This is a genomic window from Streptosporangium nanhuense, assembly GCF_059358815.1.
Genome location: NZ_JCADBG010000032.1, coordinates 26167 through 41434 on the forward strand (window position 1 = coordinate 26167; position 15268 = coordinate 41434).

Genomic DNA, 15268 nt, shown 5'->3' on the forward strand with positions numbered 1-15268 from the left:
CGGCCCCCCGGGTCCGCTTCCCGGATCCGCGCCCGGCGGGGTGTCAGGCGGGATGGTCCCCCGCCCAGACGATGACGGCCTCGGTCCTGCTGCTCACCCGGAGCTTGGCGAAGATCTGGCTGAGGTGGTTCTTGACGGTCTTCTCCGTCAGCCCCAGGCGTACCGCGATGGAGGCGTTGGACAGGCCCTGGGAGAGCAGGGTCAGCACGTCGCGCTCGCGCCGGGTGATCCCGTAGTGGGCCTGTGCCGCACGACGGCGCTCGGCGCGCTCGCGCTGCTCGCGCTCCTGTTCCGCCTGGCTGCGGAAGAGCGAGGTGGCCACGGACGCGGCGGCGGGCGAGAGCCAGCCCCGTCCGGCGGCGACGGCCTGGACGGCGCGGAGCAGGTCCGGCGGGTCGAACTGGCCGTGCACCAGGTAACCGCGCGCCCCGCCGCGCAGCATCGCGGTGATGAGCTCCTCCCCGGAGTCGCTGGTGAGCACGAGGACGGTCGTGTGGAGGGCCAGCTCGCCCAGGACGGAGAGCCCGTCCGCGATCGGCATGCGGTGGTCCAGCAGGGTCACCGTCGGGTTCAGCCGCCGGGCGGCGGCGAGCGCCTCACGGCCGTTGCAGGCCTCGCCCACGACCCGTACCCCGTCGCTGGCGTCCAGGAAGGCGCACATCGCGGCGCGGACGATCGGGTTGTCGTCGACGACCAGCACGTCGATCACAGGGACGGCTCCACGGGGTTCGGTGACGTGAGGAGGGCGGGAGAGCCCGCGCGGTGCGGGAACTCACCGGCGTCCGGCCCGCCCTCGGAGATCGGCACCCGCAGCGTCACCACCGTACCGCCGCGCGGGCCGGACACGACGCGCAGCGAGCCTCCCAGGGCCCGCGCCCGCTCCGACATGCCGACGATCCCGAAGTGCCCGCGGGCCTGCAGCCCGCCCAGCTCGCGCGGGACGTGGAAGCCGACGCCGTCGTCGGCGACGGTGAGCTCCAGGAAACCGTCGAACTGGATCAGCCGTACGACGACCTCCCGGGCCCCGGCGTGCCGCTGCACGTTGGCCAGGGCCTCCTGCAGGATGCGGGTGACCTCGTAGCGCACCGCGACACCGGGGTCGCAGCGGGCGGCGGTGACCCTGGCGCCGATACCGGAGCCGCGCGACCAGGAGCGGCACAGCCCGTGGACCGTCTCCTCGAACGCCTGGTCGGGCACGTCGCTCCGCAGCCCCTCCAGCAGCTGCCGGGCCTCCCTGGCCGCGGCCTCCGCGCCCCGGGAGACGGTGTCGGCCAGCTGCTCGGCGAGAGCGGGCTGGCGGCGCAGCGAGGAGGGCAGTGCCAGGGCCGCGAAGGACACCCCGCGCAGCGTCTTGCTGACGGAGTCGTGCAGCTCCCTCGCCAGCCGGGCACGCTCGTCGGCCGCCGCCGAGCGCTGGGCGGAGGCCACCACCTCCACCGCCAGGTCCATGTAGCGGACCAGGGCCGCGGTGGCCACCGCGCCGCCCACGCCCGCGAGGACGCTGGTCATGGGGAAGGCCATCACGAAGGCGGCGACGTCCGGCGGGGGCATGCTCTCCCGCAGGGTCCAGGCCGCGGCCGCGAAGCCGCACGCGGCCTGGACCGCCCAGATGGCCAGCGCCCGCATCCCCAGCAGCGCGCCGCCCAGGGCGGCCGAGCCCGCGGCGTAGCAGAAGTAGGCCATCCCGCCCTTGCTGAGCGCGAGGACGGCGAGGGCGACGAGCCAGTCGACCGCGATCACGAGCAGGGCCCTGCGTACGACGGCCGGCCACCGGGTCAGTACCGTCACCTCCGCGACCGTGGCGAGGACGGTCACGGCCAGCACGGCCAGCACCCGCCAGCGGTCGGTCACCAGCAGCAGGCCGGCTCCGGCCGCGGTCAGCACGACCGCGGCGCGGCCCAGCATCACCGCGCGGCACAGCGCCGCCGCCGCCACCACGGGGTCCACCGCGTAGGCGTGCAAGCGTGTCACCGTCCGGCCCCCCTCAGCCCCTGAACACGATGTCGTCGACGAAGAACTCGTACGCCTGCGGCATCTGGTCGGTGGCGATGGCCAGGTCGACCCGGCGCAGCCGCCCGGGGGACAGCGCCCCGGCGCGCAGCGTGAAGGTGGACCAGCGGAGCGGGGGCGCCTCGAGCACCATGGTCCGGGTGCCCGCGCGATCGGCGGACGGCGAGGCGGAGACCCGCAGGATCGTGCCGAACTCCCTGCCGCCGAAGACCCTCAGGCGCAGCGTGGTGTTCCGGCCGACCGTGAACGGCGAGGAGGCGAGCAGCGTCACCGTCGCCGGGTCCTCCCGTTTCTTGACCCTCTTCTGCACCCTCATCGCGGTCTGCTCGCCGTCGGGCAGCTTCTGGCCGGGCGTGACGTTCGTCCCGGTGCCGAGAGCCTGCCACCCGGTGCTCAGGACCGTGGTGTAGACGGCGCAGGAGGGCCGGGTGGAGGTGATCTCGACGGTGCCGCCCGCGCCGGACCCGGTAGGGGCCACACAGGAGAGCCCCGGGGAACCGGAGGAACGGGGAACGGACCGCGCGGTCGGCGAGGCCTCCGGCCGGACGGCCGGCCGGGATCTCCGCGACGCGCTCGGGGAGACGGCGGGCGTGACAGCGGGCGTGACGGCGGGCCCAGCGGTGGGGACGGCAGTGGGTGCGGTGGCGGACCCCGTGGCGGGTGCGCCGGTGGGCCGGTCCGCGGTCTCCCCGGGGGTGCGGAGGGCGTCGGTGCCGTCTCCGCCCTCGGACGTGGCCGTGGGCGCTCCGGACGAGGCCGGTGGTGTGGACGCTCCGGACGGGACGTTCCGGGACCGCGCGGTGAACAGGCCGTCCTGCCCGGGGATCAGCAGCGGCGGGACCCCGACCGCGACGGCTCCCACGGCGACCGCGAGAACCACGTACCTCGTCTGCCTGCCCCAGGGGTACCGCTCCGGGAACCCGCGTTCACGATTCGCGCGGCGGCCTGCTCCCACGGTGATCCTCCTGTCCCCTGACACGCCGCGAGCGACGGTCCCGTCCGCGCTGCGCAGACCTGCAGTAAACACCATTTTCACCACGTCTCACTCTCCTCTCACGGGAGCTCCGCGACCCGGCCTCGCCCCGGCCCTCCCGGTCCGGAAACCGGGACCCGTCCGCTCCGGAAACCGGGACTTTCGTCCTGGCCGACCGGCCGGGGCGGGCTGCTAGGGTGCCGGGCCGCGATTCCGATCGGCACGCCCCGGCAGCCGTGCCGGACCGAGGACGCGTAACATCGGCGTTCTGTGGCATTCACTCGACTCCTGCTCACGGACCCACCCGGACTCACACGGACTCAGAGGATCATGAACGACTCCTTCATCCCCGCCGCCCGCGCGGCGGCAGGCAAGGCCGGGCCCGGCGGCACCGCCGCGCGGCGGTCCTCCCGGCCGGAGAACGGCCGCGGACGGCGCGGGCGGCCCGGCACCGCCGCGCCCGCATCGGTGGAGGCGTCATGACGGACCTCCTGCGCAACCCCGTGAAGAACTACGACTGGGGCTCGCGCACGGCCATCGCCACGCTGGCCGGGCGCCCCTCCCCCGCGGAGCTGCCCGAGGCGGAGATGTGGTTCGGCACGCACCCGTCCGGCTCCTCGTCGGTGCTGCGCCGGGGGACGTGGCACTCCCTCGCCGAGACGGTGGCCGCCGACCCGGTCTCCGAGCTGGGGCGGGAGACCGTCGAGCGGTTCGGCTCGCGGCTGCCGTACCTGCTGAAGCTGATCGCGGTGGACCTGCCGCTCTCGCTCCAGGTCCACCCCTCGCAGGAGCAGGCGCGGGAGGGGTTCGCCAGGGGCACCTACGTCGACCCGTTCCCCAAGCCCGAGCTGATCTGCGCGCTGACCCCGTTCACCGCGCTGGCCGGATTCCGCCCTCCCCGGGAGGCGGCGGCCCTCATCGGCGCCCTGGGCGTCGCGGAGCTGGAGCCCGTCGTCGCGCCGCTGGCCGCCGGGGACGCCTCCGCCGCGCTCCGCGCGCTGGTGGAGTGGCCGAAGGACGGCAGGGCGGACCTCGTGACCGCCATCACGCGGGCCGCCTCGGCCGCCGGCGGCCCCGACAACGAGCTGGTCGTACGCCTGGCGGAGATCCACCCGGAAGACCCCGCCTGCCTGGCCCCGCTGTTCCTGCGGCGCCACGAGCTGCGGCCCGGCGAGGCGCTCTTCCTGGGCGCCGGGGTGCTGCACTGCTACCTGAGCGGGTTCGGCGTGGAGATCATGGGCGGCTCCGACAACGTGCTGCGCGCCGGGCTGACCGGCAAGCCGATGGACGTGGAGGAGCTGCTGCGGGTCACCGACCCCTCGGTCCCGGCCCTGCGGATCGAGCCGTCCGGCAATCTCTACCGGGTCCCGGTCCCCGAGTTCCGCCTCGGTACGGCGGTCCCCGGTCCCGGCCTCACCCTGGAGGGCGGGGTGCCGCGCATCCTGGTGTGCACCGAGGGCGAGGTCGAGACCGGCGGGCACACCCTGCGCCCCGGCGACTCCGCCTTCGTCCCCGCCGCCCACGGGCCCGTCGAGGTGCGCGGCCCGGGAACGGTCTTCTGGGCCGAACCGGGAACCGACTGACATGTCTCCCGGCCGCCCCCGAGGGCGCCGGGACCGAAGGGCGAGGGCCCCGCACGGGACACCGGGCGGGGCCCTCGCCTTCATACCGGCCTGGTATGGCGGATACACCCCCGAGGCGGGCGGGGCGTCCCCACCAGCGAGGCTGGAGGTATCCGATGACACCGTCCGACGACCTCGCGGATCCAGATCTCCATCTGGAGCTGATCCTGGTCGAGGTACTGCACCACGAAGCCGAGCACCTCGCGACCGGCTGAGCGCCCGGTCCCGGCTCCAACGGGGGGAGCCGGGGACGGGGGCCCGGCGTCCCGATGTTCCCGGTGACGACCGGCTCGTACCGCCGTCATCCCGGCCCGAAAACCCCGCAAGAGGGGTAATCACAGCTCCGCTGGTCGCCGCAACCGATATGAGCAGGCGATATACCGTCCGTCAAAACGTAACGCGTCGGCGCGAACACGGGGTGTTATGAGGGAAGGCCTCACGCAACCCTCACCGGGAGTTCACCGTGGAACCCGCGCTGCTCGTCGTCGCCGTGCTCGTCATATGGGTTTTTTATGATTGGGCGCGTAACTACCTATCGAAATGCCGTAAATGTCGAGGGTCCGGCACGCTCAAAGCCACCTTCTTCCCCCGCCAGTACCGCCCCTGCCCCCGCTGCGTGAAGGGCGAGGTCAGGCATGGTTTCGCCCCCAAGAAGTGACGAGCCGGCACCTCACGCGCGCGCGGGAGTTTCCCCCGCCGGTGAGAGACACGGCCCCTTTCCACCGCCGTCCGGACCTTTCCCGGGTGATTGACGTTCCAGTGTCGTGAGGCCTCTCCATGGTGTCCGCGTCGCCCTGGCCCTGACGGCGACATGCGCGGCGGCCGTCCTGATCTCACAGGCGGTACGCGCGCCGTCCTCCGTTCCGGCGTCGTGCCCGGAGCGATGGGGCGGCGACGGGCCCGGCGGCTGGGTACCCGCCGCCGCCGACCTCGACGGGGTCGGGGAGTCGCTCGTCCCCGGAGAGCCGATCACCGCGATGATCTGCGCCTACCCGGGCGGCAACGCGCCCCCGGGAGGCGGGCGGCTCGCCGGATCCCGGACCCTCACCCTGACCGGCGGGGCCGGGGCGATGGCCCGCGACCTGGGCTACCTCCCGGTGACCACGGCCGATCCCGAAGGCCCGTGCACCCGGGTGGGCGGGGCGACGACCAACTACCTCATCAGGTTCGCCTACCCCCACGGCGAGGCCCTGTGGGTGGGCAGCGCCGAGGAGGTCAACTCCTGCGTGACGACGACGAACGGCACCGTCGACAGCCCCTCCTACATCGGGCGGGACATCACCGCCGCCTACCGGACCGGAACGTGGGCTCTCACACGCCCGGACAACCCCTGCCGGGGATTCCCCGGGCGCCGGGGCCAGGACGAGCGGATGGTGCCCGGCGACCCCGTCTCGGTCCTGGTCTGCGGGCGGGCCCCGTACGAAGGGCCCGCCCCCCGGCTGGAGCACGACGGGCGGACGGCCAGGACCCTGGCGGCGACACTGAACTCCCTGGACACCCGGACGGGCGACAACACGTGCCGGGGGACGCAGGGCGACACCCTCCTGTTCCTGTTCGGCTACCGGGAAGGGCCACCCGCGGCCGTCCGGGTCCTGACGGCCTGCGAACCCGGCGTCGACAACGGGCTGCTCCAGGCGAGCCTCGACGAGAGCGCCCGCGACCAGGTGACCCGGCTCGCGCCGCCGGCCTAGGCGGTCGAGGCCGTACCCGGATCCCCCAGATCCTCCGGGTCCCTCTGGGTAAGGTGGCCGGGCCGACTCCCCGCCGAGGAGCCGGCTTCCCCCTGTTTCTCGTGCCCGACGGGAGGCCGCACGGCGTGACCGTGATCGACGAGGTGACCCTGTTGCGGGCCTGCGCGGCGGGCCGGGCCCTGCGGGCGCGGGACGGCGAGGAACTCGCCGTCGAGGGCGGCCTGATCCGTGAGCTGTGCCGGCGTGGCCGCGAGGAGATCGACCCGCGCGGGCTGGAGATCCAGGGCGCCAGGATCGGCGGCGATCTCGACCTGAGCGGGATGGAGGTGCTCTTCCCGCTGCGTTTCACCGGGTGCGTGTTCGAGCGGCCCGTCCGGCTGGAGGGCGCCGACCTGCACCTGCTGGTGCTGGACGGCTGCACGGTGCCGGGCCTGCTGGCCAACGGGCTACGGGTCCGCCGCGACCTGGACCTGTCCAGGTCGCGCGTCACCGGCGACCTGTGGACCTCGGCCAGCACCTCCCGCAGCGCGGCCGTCTGGCTGTGCGAGTCGGAGATCGGCGGGCGCCTGCTCTGCCTGGACACGGTCATCGACTCCGCGATGCGCGCGGTCCAGGCCGACCGGATGCGGGTCGGCGGGACGATCCGGCTGCTGCACGGTTTCGAGGCGCGCGGCGGGATGCGGCTGCTGGGGGTTCAGGTGGCGGGCTCGCTGGACCTGACCGGCGCCCGGCTGACCCGTCCCGACCGCGGGCTGGCCCTGGACCTGGGCGACGCGCAGATCGGCGGCAGCGTCTTCCTCATCGACGACCAGACGGGCCGCCGCCCGCTGGTCCGCGGCCGCGTCGAGCTGGGCAACGCCCGGATCTCCGGCCAGTTCCTGATCCGCGCCGCCACCTTCGAGCCCGTCGACGTGGTCGGCGGCACCGGATACTCCAGCAGGCGCGACGGAGGGAGCGCGATCAACGCCCCCGGCCTCTTCGTCGGCGGGGATCTCGGCGTCGAGGGCGAGTGCAGGATCGGCGGCGGCCTGAACCTCTCCATGGGCTCCTTCAGCACCGTCCGGATCCACCGGGGATGCGAGCTCACGGTCGGCGGCGGGCGCGCCCTCGACCTGACCAACGCCGAGGTGCGCTCCAGCCTCGTCGTCGAGGAGGGCGTGGCGGTCCAGGGCACGCTGCGCCTGGCGGGGGCGCACATCAGGGGCGGCCTCGTCCTCCGGGGGACCCGGTGGAGCCTGCCGGAGCGGAGCTCGCTCGTCGCGGCCCAGGGCGTGGTCGTCGACAGCATGGTGGACCTGCGGGAGATGGAGGCCACCGGCGGCAGGCTGCGGTTCCGCTCCGCGACGATCGGCGGCGCCCTGGACGCCCACCACGCCCGGCTGCGCAACCCGGGCGCCGAGGCGCTCCTGCTCCAGCAGGCGGTGGTACGGGGGTCGATCCTGCTCAGGGAGGGGTTCGTCGCCGAGGGCCGGGTGCTGCTGAACCGGTGCGTGGTCGAGGGGCGGATCGACTGCGACGGCGGCACCTTCGCCGGAGGGGTCGAGGCGGTGTCGGCCACGGCGCGCGGCGGCATGCGCCTGCGCTGGGCCGACGTGCCGCCGCTGGTGAACCTGACCGGCGCGTCCACCACGCTGCTCGCCGACGACCCGGCCGGGTGGCCACGGAACTCGATGATCGCGGGATTCGTCTACGACCGCTTCGACGGCGCCTGGGACTGGCGGGCCCGTCGCGACTGGCTGCGCGGGATGGCCCCCTTCGACGCCGGCCCGTACGAGCAGGCGGCCAGGGTGTTCCGGCAGCACGGCCATCCCACGGAGGCCGAACGGCTCCTCATCGAACAGCGCCGGCAGGCCAGGCGGGCGCCCTCGGGGGGCCGCTCGCCGCGCCGGCTGCTCGGGAACGCCCGCGACCTGCTCTACGGGCTCACCGTCGGCTACGGCTACCGGCCGGGCCGGGTGCTGTGGCTGCTGGGCGCCCTGCTCGCCCTGGTCGGCGTCATGATGCTGGTCCCCGCGGTCCAGGAGACCCTGCGGGCCACCGATCCGCGCGGGAACGTCTACGCGGTGGACGGCAGGCTCGTCACCGTGGACGACGTGACGGCACCGGCGGACGGCACGGCCACCGCATCGGGGCGCGGCGCCCGTCCCGGGCCGTGCGGGGACGGGCAGGTGCGCTGCTTCGACCCGCTGTTCTACACGGTGGACACCGTCGTCCCGCTCATCTCGCTGGGCCAGCGCGCGACGTGGTACCCCGAGACGCGCAGCCGGGCGGGCGCGCTGACCTCGGCGCTGCTGAACGTGGCCGGCCTGCTGGGCTGGCTGCTGTCGACGGTCGTCGTGCTCTCCTTCGCCCGGCTCGCCAGACCGGCGTGAGGACCTCCGGCCCCGCTCCGGCGCGCGCCCGGGACCGGAGCCACGCCAGGGACCGAAGCCACGCCCAGGAGCGAGGCCGGGAACGGGACCGGAGCCGGGAACGGGACCGGAGCCGACTCGGGACCGGAGCCGGGACCGAAACCAGGGCCGGGACCGGAGCCGGAGCAGGGACCGGTCAGGATCAGCCGAGCCCGCCGGGCAGGCCCGCCTGGACGGCGGCCAGCACCGCCTCGTGCACCTCCTCGCCGGTGTGACCGGCCAGCGGTGCGGGGCTGCCGGTCAGGGTGTACCACTCCTCCGCCCCGAGGTACTGCACCGCGACGTGGGCCTGGTCGTCGTGGACCTCGGTGCGGACGACGAGGTCGCCGGTGATGACCCCCACCTCGTCGGTCATCACCCCGCCGGGCCCGGCGAGCACCTGGTTGTCGTAGTGTTCGCGGCCGGCCACGGCGCTCACCTGCGGTTCTCGCCGGACGGCTGGGGACGGCAGGTGTCGAGCATCTCGGCGAGGGCGGCCTTCTCCTCGGCGGTGACGGTGAGGCGGTAGTGGTACTTCACGTCCGCCCAGGCACGGGCGTACATGCAGCGGGAGGCGGCGAGCGGCGGCTTCCACGACTCGGGCCCCCGGTCGTCCCTGTCCTTGTTCGACGCGGCGGAGACGGCGAGCAGCTGCGGCCGTTCCAGGTCGTTGGCGAAGTTCTCGCGCTCGGCGTCGCTCCAGGTGTCGGCGCCGGAGCGCCAGGCGTTGGCCGGCGGCACGATGTGGCTGACGTCGACCTCCTTGGCCGAGCTGAGGGTGCGCCCGTCGTACGCCGAGTACCAGGAGCCCGACACCGCCCGGCAGTCGTCGTCGCGCTGCACGTTCTGGCCGTCGCGCGCCAGCACGGTCTCGCGGGCGTCACAGGCCGGGCTGCGCAGGCTCCAGTGCGGGAAGCGGTCCCGGCTGTAGCCGTCCATCGACCGCGGCTCCGCGACGACCAGCAGGTTCAGCTCGGCGCGGGCGATCGGCGGGACCGACGGCTCGGGCAGCCTGACCGTGGCGGCCGACGGCCCGGCGAGGGTGACGAGGAGGGCGGGCAGGGCTGTGAGAGCGGCGGCCGTACGGCGCCATTGTCGTGTCAGCATGTGCCACCACTACCAGCAGCGATCGCCCCGAGTAACGAGAAACGCCGTCGCGGCCACGGAGAGTGGCGGATACGTGGGAGAACGTCCGGCCCCCGCGAGGACGGCCGGGTCCGGTGAGCGGGGGGCACTGGAGCGGCGGCGGGGAAAGTCCCGGCAAGGGGCGGAGATTCATTGATCAAAATCGGCGTGGGATCGGGTGATCGGCGGGAGAGGGGCTCTAGAAGAGCGGTGAGGCCGTGGTGGTCACGGCCCGCAGGGCCCAGGAGGAACCCGTGCGACGCTTCTTCACCAGGACCGGCTGTCTGGCCGCCATGGCGATGCTCGCCACCATGATGGCCGTGCCCGCCCAGGCCGCGCCCGCGACGCGCGCCTGCGCGACGCCCCTCGCCGTCCAGGCCGGCTCCGCCGGGACCGATGCGCCCTCACCGGTCGCCGCGACCGAGCCGGCCTACTTCACGATGACGACCGTCGGCTCCCGTGCGCCGCTCGTCATCAAGCTCACCGACCCCAAGAAGATCGATCACGCCCGGCGGATCCTCAGCGGCCAGGAGACCGAGCGGACGCACGTCATGGGCCGGATCATCAAGCGGCCGGCCCCGTACAGCCCCGCCTACGGCTTCCACCTCGACCCGAACACGATCGACTTCTTCGAGATGGCCATCGAGGTCTGCGACGCCACGCTCACCTACGTCGAGGAGCACCTCGACGAGGCGTGCGGCGCCTTCCTGCCCGGCTGTGTCTTCTGCCCCTGGAGCTCCAGGCTCGTCGCCGAGGTTCCCGCCACCTGACGCCCGCCCGGCGGGTTCGCGCCCGGCCACCGCCCCCTGCCGGGACCGGTGGCCGCCGGGCGGGCCCGGCGGGGCGTCGTCACTTCTCCCGGTCGGGCGAGGTCGTGGAGGTCGTGGAGACCAGTACCTTCTTCGCCTTCGCCATCAGGGCGAGCGCCACCACCGCGAAGGCGAGCGCCAGCAGGGTGAAGACGGTCAGCGACAGCTCGTCCGTCCAGCCCAGCAGCCGGGGCGACGCCGTCGAGACGGCGAAGAGCGCGAAGAACAGCATCGACCACGCGTACAGCCTCACCCGCAGGACATGGCCCGGCCCGGCGACCACGCGCGGGGCCCGGCCCGTCACCAGCACGTGGACGCTGTGCGCGACCATGACGCACCCGACCGCCAACAAGGCCCAGCTGAACGCGACGGACAGTGTTTGCACGCTCATCGGGATCGCACCTCCCTCGGCGCCGACGGCGACCGGAGGCGATATCTCCGATCTTCGCCCGCCTGCCCCGCGAGAGGTGCGGCAAACCATCCGGCCGTACGACGCCGCGTGGCCCCGGCCCGTCTCCCGTCGCCGCGAGAGAGCCCCGCCTCAGACGGGCGCGGCCTCCCACACGAACCCGTCCGGGTCGGTGAAGGGCCCGGCGTCGCCGCCGATCACGATCCGGTGCGATCCGCCGCCCTCCTCGGGGAGGCCGGCGTCCCTGGCGAGGGCGCGGCGCGGGTAGAGCGCCAGCGTGACGGCCGAGGACGGGGTGTCGAACTCGACGTACTTACCGCCGAAGCTCTTCGCCACGGCCAGGCCCCGGTCGACGTAGAAACGCCTGCTCGCCTTGACGTCCGCCACGCCCAGCAGGAGCGCGACCTGGTCGAACCGCCGGGCCGCGGGGCCGGTGTCCTTCTTCCTCGAGGTCGCGATCTTGCAGATCGTCCCGTCCGGGGCGCGCACGACGCCGCCGTACCCCCAGAAACTCTTCGTGGCCGGCTTCAGCGTCGTGGCGCCGGCGTCGAGGGCGGCGCCGACGAGGGCGTCGACGTCGCCCGGCTGGGACGCCACGAGCGACAGCGTGAACCCGCGGAAGCCGCTCGCCGGCGTGTCCGAGGCGCGTACGTCCACGTAGGGGCCCAGGCCCAGGGCCTCGTAGAAGGCGTCCGCGGCCGCGGGGTCGGAAACCTCAAGGATGACGGATTCGAGGGAGGTCATGGCAGGTCCTTCGGTCGAGGGGGGTTCGTCGTCTTGTCGGCGGCCGTCGGAGAACGGCGGGTGCGAGCGCTCACCGGTCCTGCAGGAGCCCGAGAACGTTGCCGTCGGGGTCGGTGACGGTGGCCACCAGGCGGTCGCCGCCGACGTCGTGCGCGGGCTCCCGCACGGTGGCCCCCGCGGCGGCCAGGTCGGCCAGCTTCGCCTCGATGTCCGGCACGTGCCAGTAGGCCACCGGCGAGGTCATGTCCTGCGGTCCGCCGCCCGGCACCAGCCCGATGTGCTGGCCCTCGGCCTCGAAGCCGACGTAGTAGGACGAGTCGGTCTGCGGCGGGATGCCGAGCAGGGCCGCGTACACCGCCTTGGCCTTCGCCAGGTCGGACACGGGGTGCAGCACGGTCTTGATTCCCCGGGTGGAAGAGCCGGTCATGGTCACTCCTTCGGTCGTGGGCCACATCGACCCGCCGTGTTCGTGTTCACAGCCTCTCTCCCGGCCCGCCCGGTCACATCCGTGGCGACCACGGAACCGACCACGGATCGGCTGCACGGATCGACGGCACGGATCGGCTGCACGGATCGATGGCACAGACCGCGTACGGCGACATCACCGATGAGAACGCGAGGAGGACGCGAAGGGGATGCGGCAAACTGGGACAGTGGCGGCAGGAGTGGAGATCTCACCTCGGGAAGCCGGGGTGCTGGAACTGGTCGGCGCCCATCTCAGCAACGCCGAGATCGCGGCACGGTTGTACATCTCGGTGCGGACCGTGGAGAGCCACGTCTCCTCGCTGCTGCGCAAGCTGGAGGTCCCGGACCGGCGGGCGCTCGCCCGGCGGGCGCCCGAGCGGGCCGGCCCCGGCCCGTCCCACCCGGCGCCGGTCCTGCCGGCCGCGCTGACCTCGTTCGTCGGCCGGGCGGGCGAGCGGGCCGAGCTGAGCGAGATGATCAGGGCGCACCGCCAGGTCACCGCGGCCGGACCCGGCGGGGTGGGCAAGACCCGGCTCGCGCTGGCGGTGGCCGCGGACGCGGCCGGCGAGTACGCCGACGGGGTGTGGTTCGCCGACCTGGTCCCGGTCGCCGACCCGGGGATGATCGCGGCCGCGGTCGCCGGGGCGCTCGGCCTCGGTGAGCAGCCCGGCCGCGACATGGCCGAGTCCGTGGTCGCCGCGCTGGCCGACCGTCACGCCCTGCTGGTCCTGGACAACTGCGAGCAGGTGCTGGACGGGGTGGCGCTGTTTCTCGAGCGGCTGCTGGCGGCGTGCCCTCGCGTGACGGTGCTGGCGACCAGCCGGGCACGGCTGATGGTGCCGTTCGAAAGGGTGTACCCGGTCCCGCCGCTGTCGCTGGCCGCCGACGGCGGGTCGGACGCGGTCGCGTTGTTCGTGGAGCGGGCGACGGCGGCGGGCCGGCCGCCGGACCCTCCCTCGCGTGACCGGATCGCCGCGATCTGCGAGCGGCTGGACGGGATGGCGCTCGCGATCGAGCTGGCCGCCGCCCGGTACCCCGCGCTCGGGCTGGACGGCGTCACCGCCGCCCTGTCCCACCCGCTCCGGATGCTCACCGGCGGCTCCCGCGCCGACGAGCGGCACCGGTCGGTGCGCGCGGCGCTGGACTGGAGCCATGCCCTGCTGGAGCCGGTCGACCGGGCGCTGCTGCGCCGGGTGTCGGTGTTCGTGGCGCCGTTCACCGCCCCCGCCGCGGCGGAGGTGACCGGGTCGCCGGAGGGCCTGGTCGCCGACGGGCTGGCCCGGCTCGCCGAGCAGAGCCTGCTGGTGGTGGCGGCCTCCCCCGGCGGCACGGAGTACCGGGCGCTGGAGACCATCCGCCAGTACGCGACGGAGCGGCTCACCGAGGCCGGTGAACTGGCCGACGCCCGGTCCCGGCACCTTCGCTGGTGCCTGGCCGAAGCGGCGGGCCTGGCGGTGGTACGGCAGGACTGGCGGGCCCGGTTCGACCTGGTGGCCGACGACCTCCGCGCGGCCCTGGCGTGGGCGGCCGACCGGCCGGAGCGGCGCGCGGACGCCTACGACCTCGCCGGGCACCTGGCGGAACTCACCTTCGCCCGTAACCTGACCGGCGAGTCCCAGCGGCGCTACGAGCAGGCGGCCGCGCTCGCGACCGCCCCCGCCGCCGCCGCGTCGATGCTCCGGCGGGCCGCGGCCGTGGCCGGCTGCCGGACGGTCGGCGATGACATGTACCGCCTCCACCGCGCGGCCGCGGACGCCGCCCGCGGCTCCGGCGACACGGCCGGCGCCGCCGCCGACCTGGCGGCCGCCGCGACCGTCGCGTACCGGTTCTCCAGCACGTTCGTGCGGATCCCGACCCACGAGGAGGCGCTCGCGCTGATCACCGAGGCGCGAGAGCCCGCCGTCGACGATCCGGCCGCGCGGGCCGCGGTGGCACTGGCCGAGGCCGCGGTGCTCACCGACGCGTTCGGCTCCGCCCAGGGCCCGCCCGACAACGCCGTGCCGGCGACGATCGCGCGCGCCGAGCACGCGGTCGACCTCGCCCGCCGGACCGGCGACCCGCTCGCCGAGTCGGCCGCGCTCGACGCGCTCACCGGCGCCCAGTGCTGGGCCGGCGACACGTTCGCCACCGCGGTCACGGCCCGGCGCCGGATCACGCTCCTGTCGTCCCTGCCCATCTCGCCGGCCGGCACCCACGAGCTGATCGACGCGCTCGGCATGGCCACCGAGGCCTGCCTCGGCGCGGGGGACATGCCGGGCGCCCGACTGTGGGCACGCCGGCTGGCCGGCCATCCGTCGCTGGCGGAGGTCGGTCACCGCGCCACGTGCCGGCTGCTGATGGTCGACGCGCTGGCGGGCGACGTCGGCGAGGTGCTCACCGGCGGCGTCCGGTTCCTCGACGCGTGGCGGCGGGCGGGCGGCCCCGCCCTGTCGATCCTCTGCCCGGCGGTGGCCGCCGTGGCGATGATCCACGACCTCCGCGACGACCACGACGCCCGGCGCGAATGGCGGGAGGTGCTGGATCGGCTCGGCACCCCGCCGGAGCACACCTACGGCTACGGGGCGGTCTTCGACGCGATGGTCCTGCTGCACCGGGGGCGGGCACCGGAGGCGCTGGAGCGAATGGCCCCCGAGCCCGAGCAGGTCTGGAAGTGGGTCACCTGGATCTGGCACCACTGGTACGTCGCGCTGCGGGCCGAGGCCGCCGTGCTGGCCGGGAGCCCCGGCGCCCGCGACCGCCTGGCAGAGGCCCGCGACACCGTGGCGGGCAACCCGGTCGCCGCCGCCATCGTGGAGCGAGCCGGAGCCCTGCTCGACGGCGACCGGGAGGCGCTGCTCGTCACGGCGGACACGTTCGACGCCGCCGGCTGCCGCTACCAGTCCGCACGGAGCCTGGTGCTCGCCGGTGGCGACCATGCCGAGCGCGGCGCGGCCGCGCTCGCCGGCCTCGGCCTCGCCCCGATGGCCCAGGTACGGGCACCGGCATAGGCGTCGGTATCAACATCGGCAGCGGCAGCGGCAGCGGCAGCGG

The 15268-nt window shown here is 74.5% G+C and carries 14 protein-coding genes; 6 read left to right on the top strand and 8 right to left on the bottom strand.

The features are described 5' to 3' along the window. Nucleotides 1–43: 43 nt before the first annotated feature. The 3 genes from AC5L38_RS39385 to AC5L38_RS39395 are packed head-to-tail and all read right to left on the bottom strand — an operon-like array spanning nucleotide 44 to nucleotide 2488. Complete coding sequence (locus AC5L38_RS39385; protein ID WP_495247909.1) at nucleotides 44–709, bottom strand: LuxR C-terminal-related transcriptional regulator; 666 nt, start codon at nucleotides 707–709, stop codon at nucleotides 44–46. Further along, on the bottom strand, nucleotides 706–1971 hold the full coding sequence (locus AC5L38_RS39390; RefSeq protein WP_495247910.1) for a sensor histidine kinase: 1266 nt from the start codon (nucleotides 1969–1971) through the stop codon (nucleotides 706–708). The genes AC5L38_RS39385 and AC5L38_RS39390 overlap by 4 nt, the downstream gene beginning before the upstream one ends. A 13-nt stretch (nucleotides 1972–1984) precedes the next feature. Further along, the gene (locus tag AC5L38_RS39395; protein WP_495247911.1) at nucleotides 1985–2488 is read right to left on the bottom strand and encodes a hypothetical protein; all 504 of its coding nucleotides are present in this window, start codon (nucleotides 2486–2488) and stop codon (nucleotides 1985–1987) included. Nucleotides 2489–3313: 825 nt separating this feature from the next. On the opposite strand from AC5L38_RS39395, the gene AC5L38_RS39400 reads away from it, so the two are divergent. The 4 genes from AC5L38_RS39400 (at nucleotide 3314) to AC5L38_RS39415 (ending at nucleotide 8668) form a co-directional block, all read left to right on the top strand. Then, on the top strand, nucleotides 3314–3466 hold the full coding sequence (locus AC5L38_RS39400) for a hypothetical protein (protein WP_495247912.1): 153 nt from the start codon (nucleotides 3314–3316) through the stop codon (nucleotides 3464–3466). After that, nucleotides 3463–4566, top strand: coding sequence for a mannose-6-phosphate isomerase, class I (gene manA / locus AC5L38_RS39405; RefSeq protein WP_495247913.1), 1104 nt, complete (start codon nucleotides 3463–3465; stop codon nucleotides 4564–4566). Before AC5L38_RS39400 ends, manA begins: the two co-directional genes overlap by 4 nt. Before the next feature lie 803 nt (nucleotides 4567–5369). Continuing rightward, nucleotides 5370–6296 (top strand): hypothetical protein, encoded by a 927-nt coding sequence (locus tag AC5L38_RS39410; protein ID WP_495247914.1) that lies wholly within the window; start codon nucleotides 5370–5372, stop codon nucleotides 6294–6296. 125 nt (nucleotides 6297–6421) lie between these two features. Further along, nucleotides 6422–8668: a hypothetical protein gene (locus AC5L38_RS39415; RefSeq protein WP_495247915.1), complete on the top strand. Its 2247-nt coding sequence runs from the start codon at nucleotides 6422–6424 to the stop codon at nucleotides 8666–8668. Between the two features lie 181 nt (nucleotides 8669–8849). Here AC5L38_RS39415 and AC5L38_RS39420 read toward each other — a convergent pair whose 3' ends face one another. Continuing rightward, nucleotides 8850–9116, bottom strand: a complete 267-nt coding sequence (locus AC5L38_RS39420) for a hypothetical protein (RefSeq protein WP_495247916.1) — start codon at nucleotides 9114–9116, stop codon at nucleotides 8850–8852. Nucleotides 9117–9121: 5 nt separating this feature from the next. Further along, on the bottom strand, nucleotides 9122–9793 hold the full coding sequence (locus AC5L38_RS39425; RefSeq protein ID WP_495247917.1) for a GmrSD restriction endonuclease domain-containing protein: 672 nt from the start codon (nucleotides 9791–9793) through the stop codon (nucleotides 9122–9124). A gap of 272 nt (nucleotides 9794–10065) precedes the next feature. Here AC5L38_RS39425 and AC5L38_RS39430 point away from each other — a divergent pair, with 272 nt between their 5' ends. Continuing rightward, nucleotides 10066–10581, top strand: a complete 516-nt coding sequence (locus AC5L38_RS39430) for a BP74-related protein (protein ID WP_495247918.1) — start codon at nucleotides 10066–10068, stop codon at nucleotides 10579–10581. Between the two features lie 79 nt (nucleotides 10582–10660). On the opposite strand, the gene AC5L38_RS39435 is transcribed toward AC5L38_RS39430, so the two are convergent. The 3 genes from AC5L38_RS39435 to AC5L38_RS39445 all read right to left on the bottom strand — a co-directional run bounded on the left by AC5L38_RS39435 (nucleotide 10661) and on the right by AC5L38_RS39445 (nucleotide 12200). Continuing rightward, nucleotides 10661–11011 carry a hypothetical protein gene (locus tag AC5L38_RS39435; protein ID WP_495247919.1) on the bottom strand — a complete coding sequence of 117 codons (351 nt, stop codon included), beginning with the start codon at nucleotides 11009–11011 and terminating at the stop codon, nucleotides 10661–10663. Between the two features lie 150 nt (nucleotides 11012–11161). Beyond that, on the bottom strand, nucleotides 11162–11773 hold the full coding sequence (locus AC5L38_RS39440; protein WP_495247920.1) for a glyoxalase: 612 nt from the start codon (nucleotides 11771–11773) through the stop codon (nucleotides 11162–11164). Between the two features lie 70 nt (nucleotides 11774–11843). Next, nucleotides 11844–12200 carry a VOC family protein gene (locus AC5L38_RS39445; RefSeq protein ID WP_495247921.1) on the bottom strand — a complete coding sequence of 119 codons (357 nt, stop codon included), beginning with the start codon at nucleotides 12198–12200 and terminating at the stop codon, nucleotides 11844–11846. A gap of 226 nt (nucleotides 12201–12426) precedes the next feature. On the opposite strand from AC5L38_RS39445, the gene AC5L38_RS39450 reads away from it, so the two are divergent. Beyond that, complete coding sequence (locus AC5L38_RS39450; protein ID WP_495247922.1) at nucleotides 12427–15225, top strand: ATP-binding protein; 2799 nt, start codon at nucleotides 12427–12429, stop codon at nucleotides 15223–15225. Nucleotides 15226–15268 lie beyond the last annotated feature (43 nt).

What these genes read in the sequence shown, in the direction of transcription:
- AC5L38_RS39440 (WP_495247920.1), bottom strand. Translation starts at nt 11,773, where the DNA reads ATGACCTCCCTCGAATCCGTCATCCTTGAGGTTTCCGACCCCGCGGCC.
- AC5L38_RS39445 (WP_495247921.1), bottom strand. Translation starts at nt 12,200, where the DNA reads ATGACCGGCTCTTCCACCCGGGGAATCAAGACCGTGCTGCACCCCGTG.
- AC5L38_RS39400 (WP_495247912.1), top strand. Translation starts at nt 3,314, where the DNA reads ATGAACGACTCCTTCATCCCCGCCGCCCGCGCGGCGGCAGGCAAGGCC.
- manA (WP_495247913.1), top strand. Translation starts at nt 3,463, where the DNA reads ATGACGGACCTCCTGCGCAACCCCGTGAAGAACTACGACTGGGGCTCG.
- AC5L38_RS39425 (WP_495247917.1), bottom strand. Translation starts at nt 9,793, where the DNA reads ATGCTGACACGACAATGGCGCCGTACGGCCGCCGCTCTCACAGCCCTG.
- AC5L38_RS39435 (WP_495247919.1), bottom strand. Translation starts at nt 11,011, where the DNA reads ATGAGCGTGCAAACACTGTCCGTCGCGTTCAGCTGGGCCTTGTTGGCG.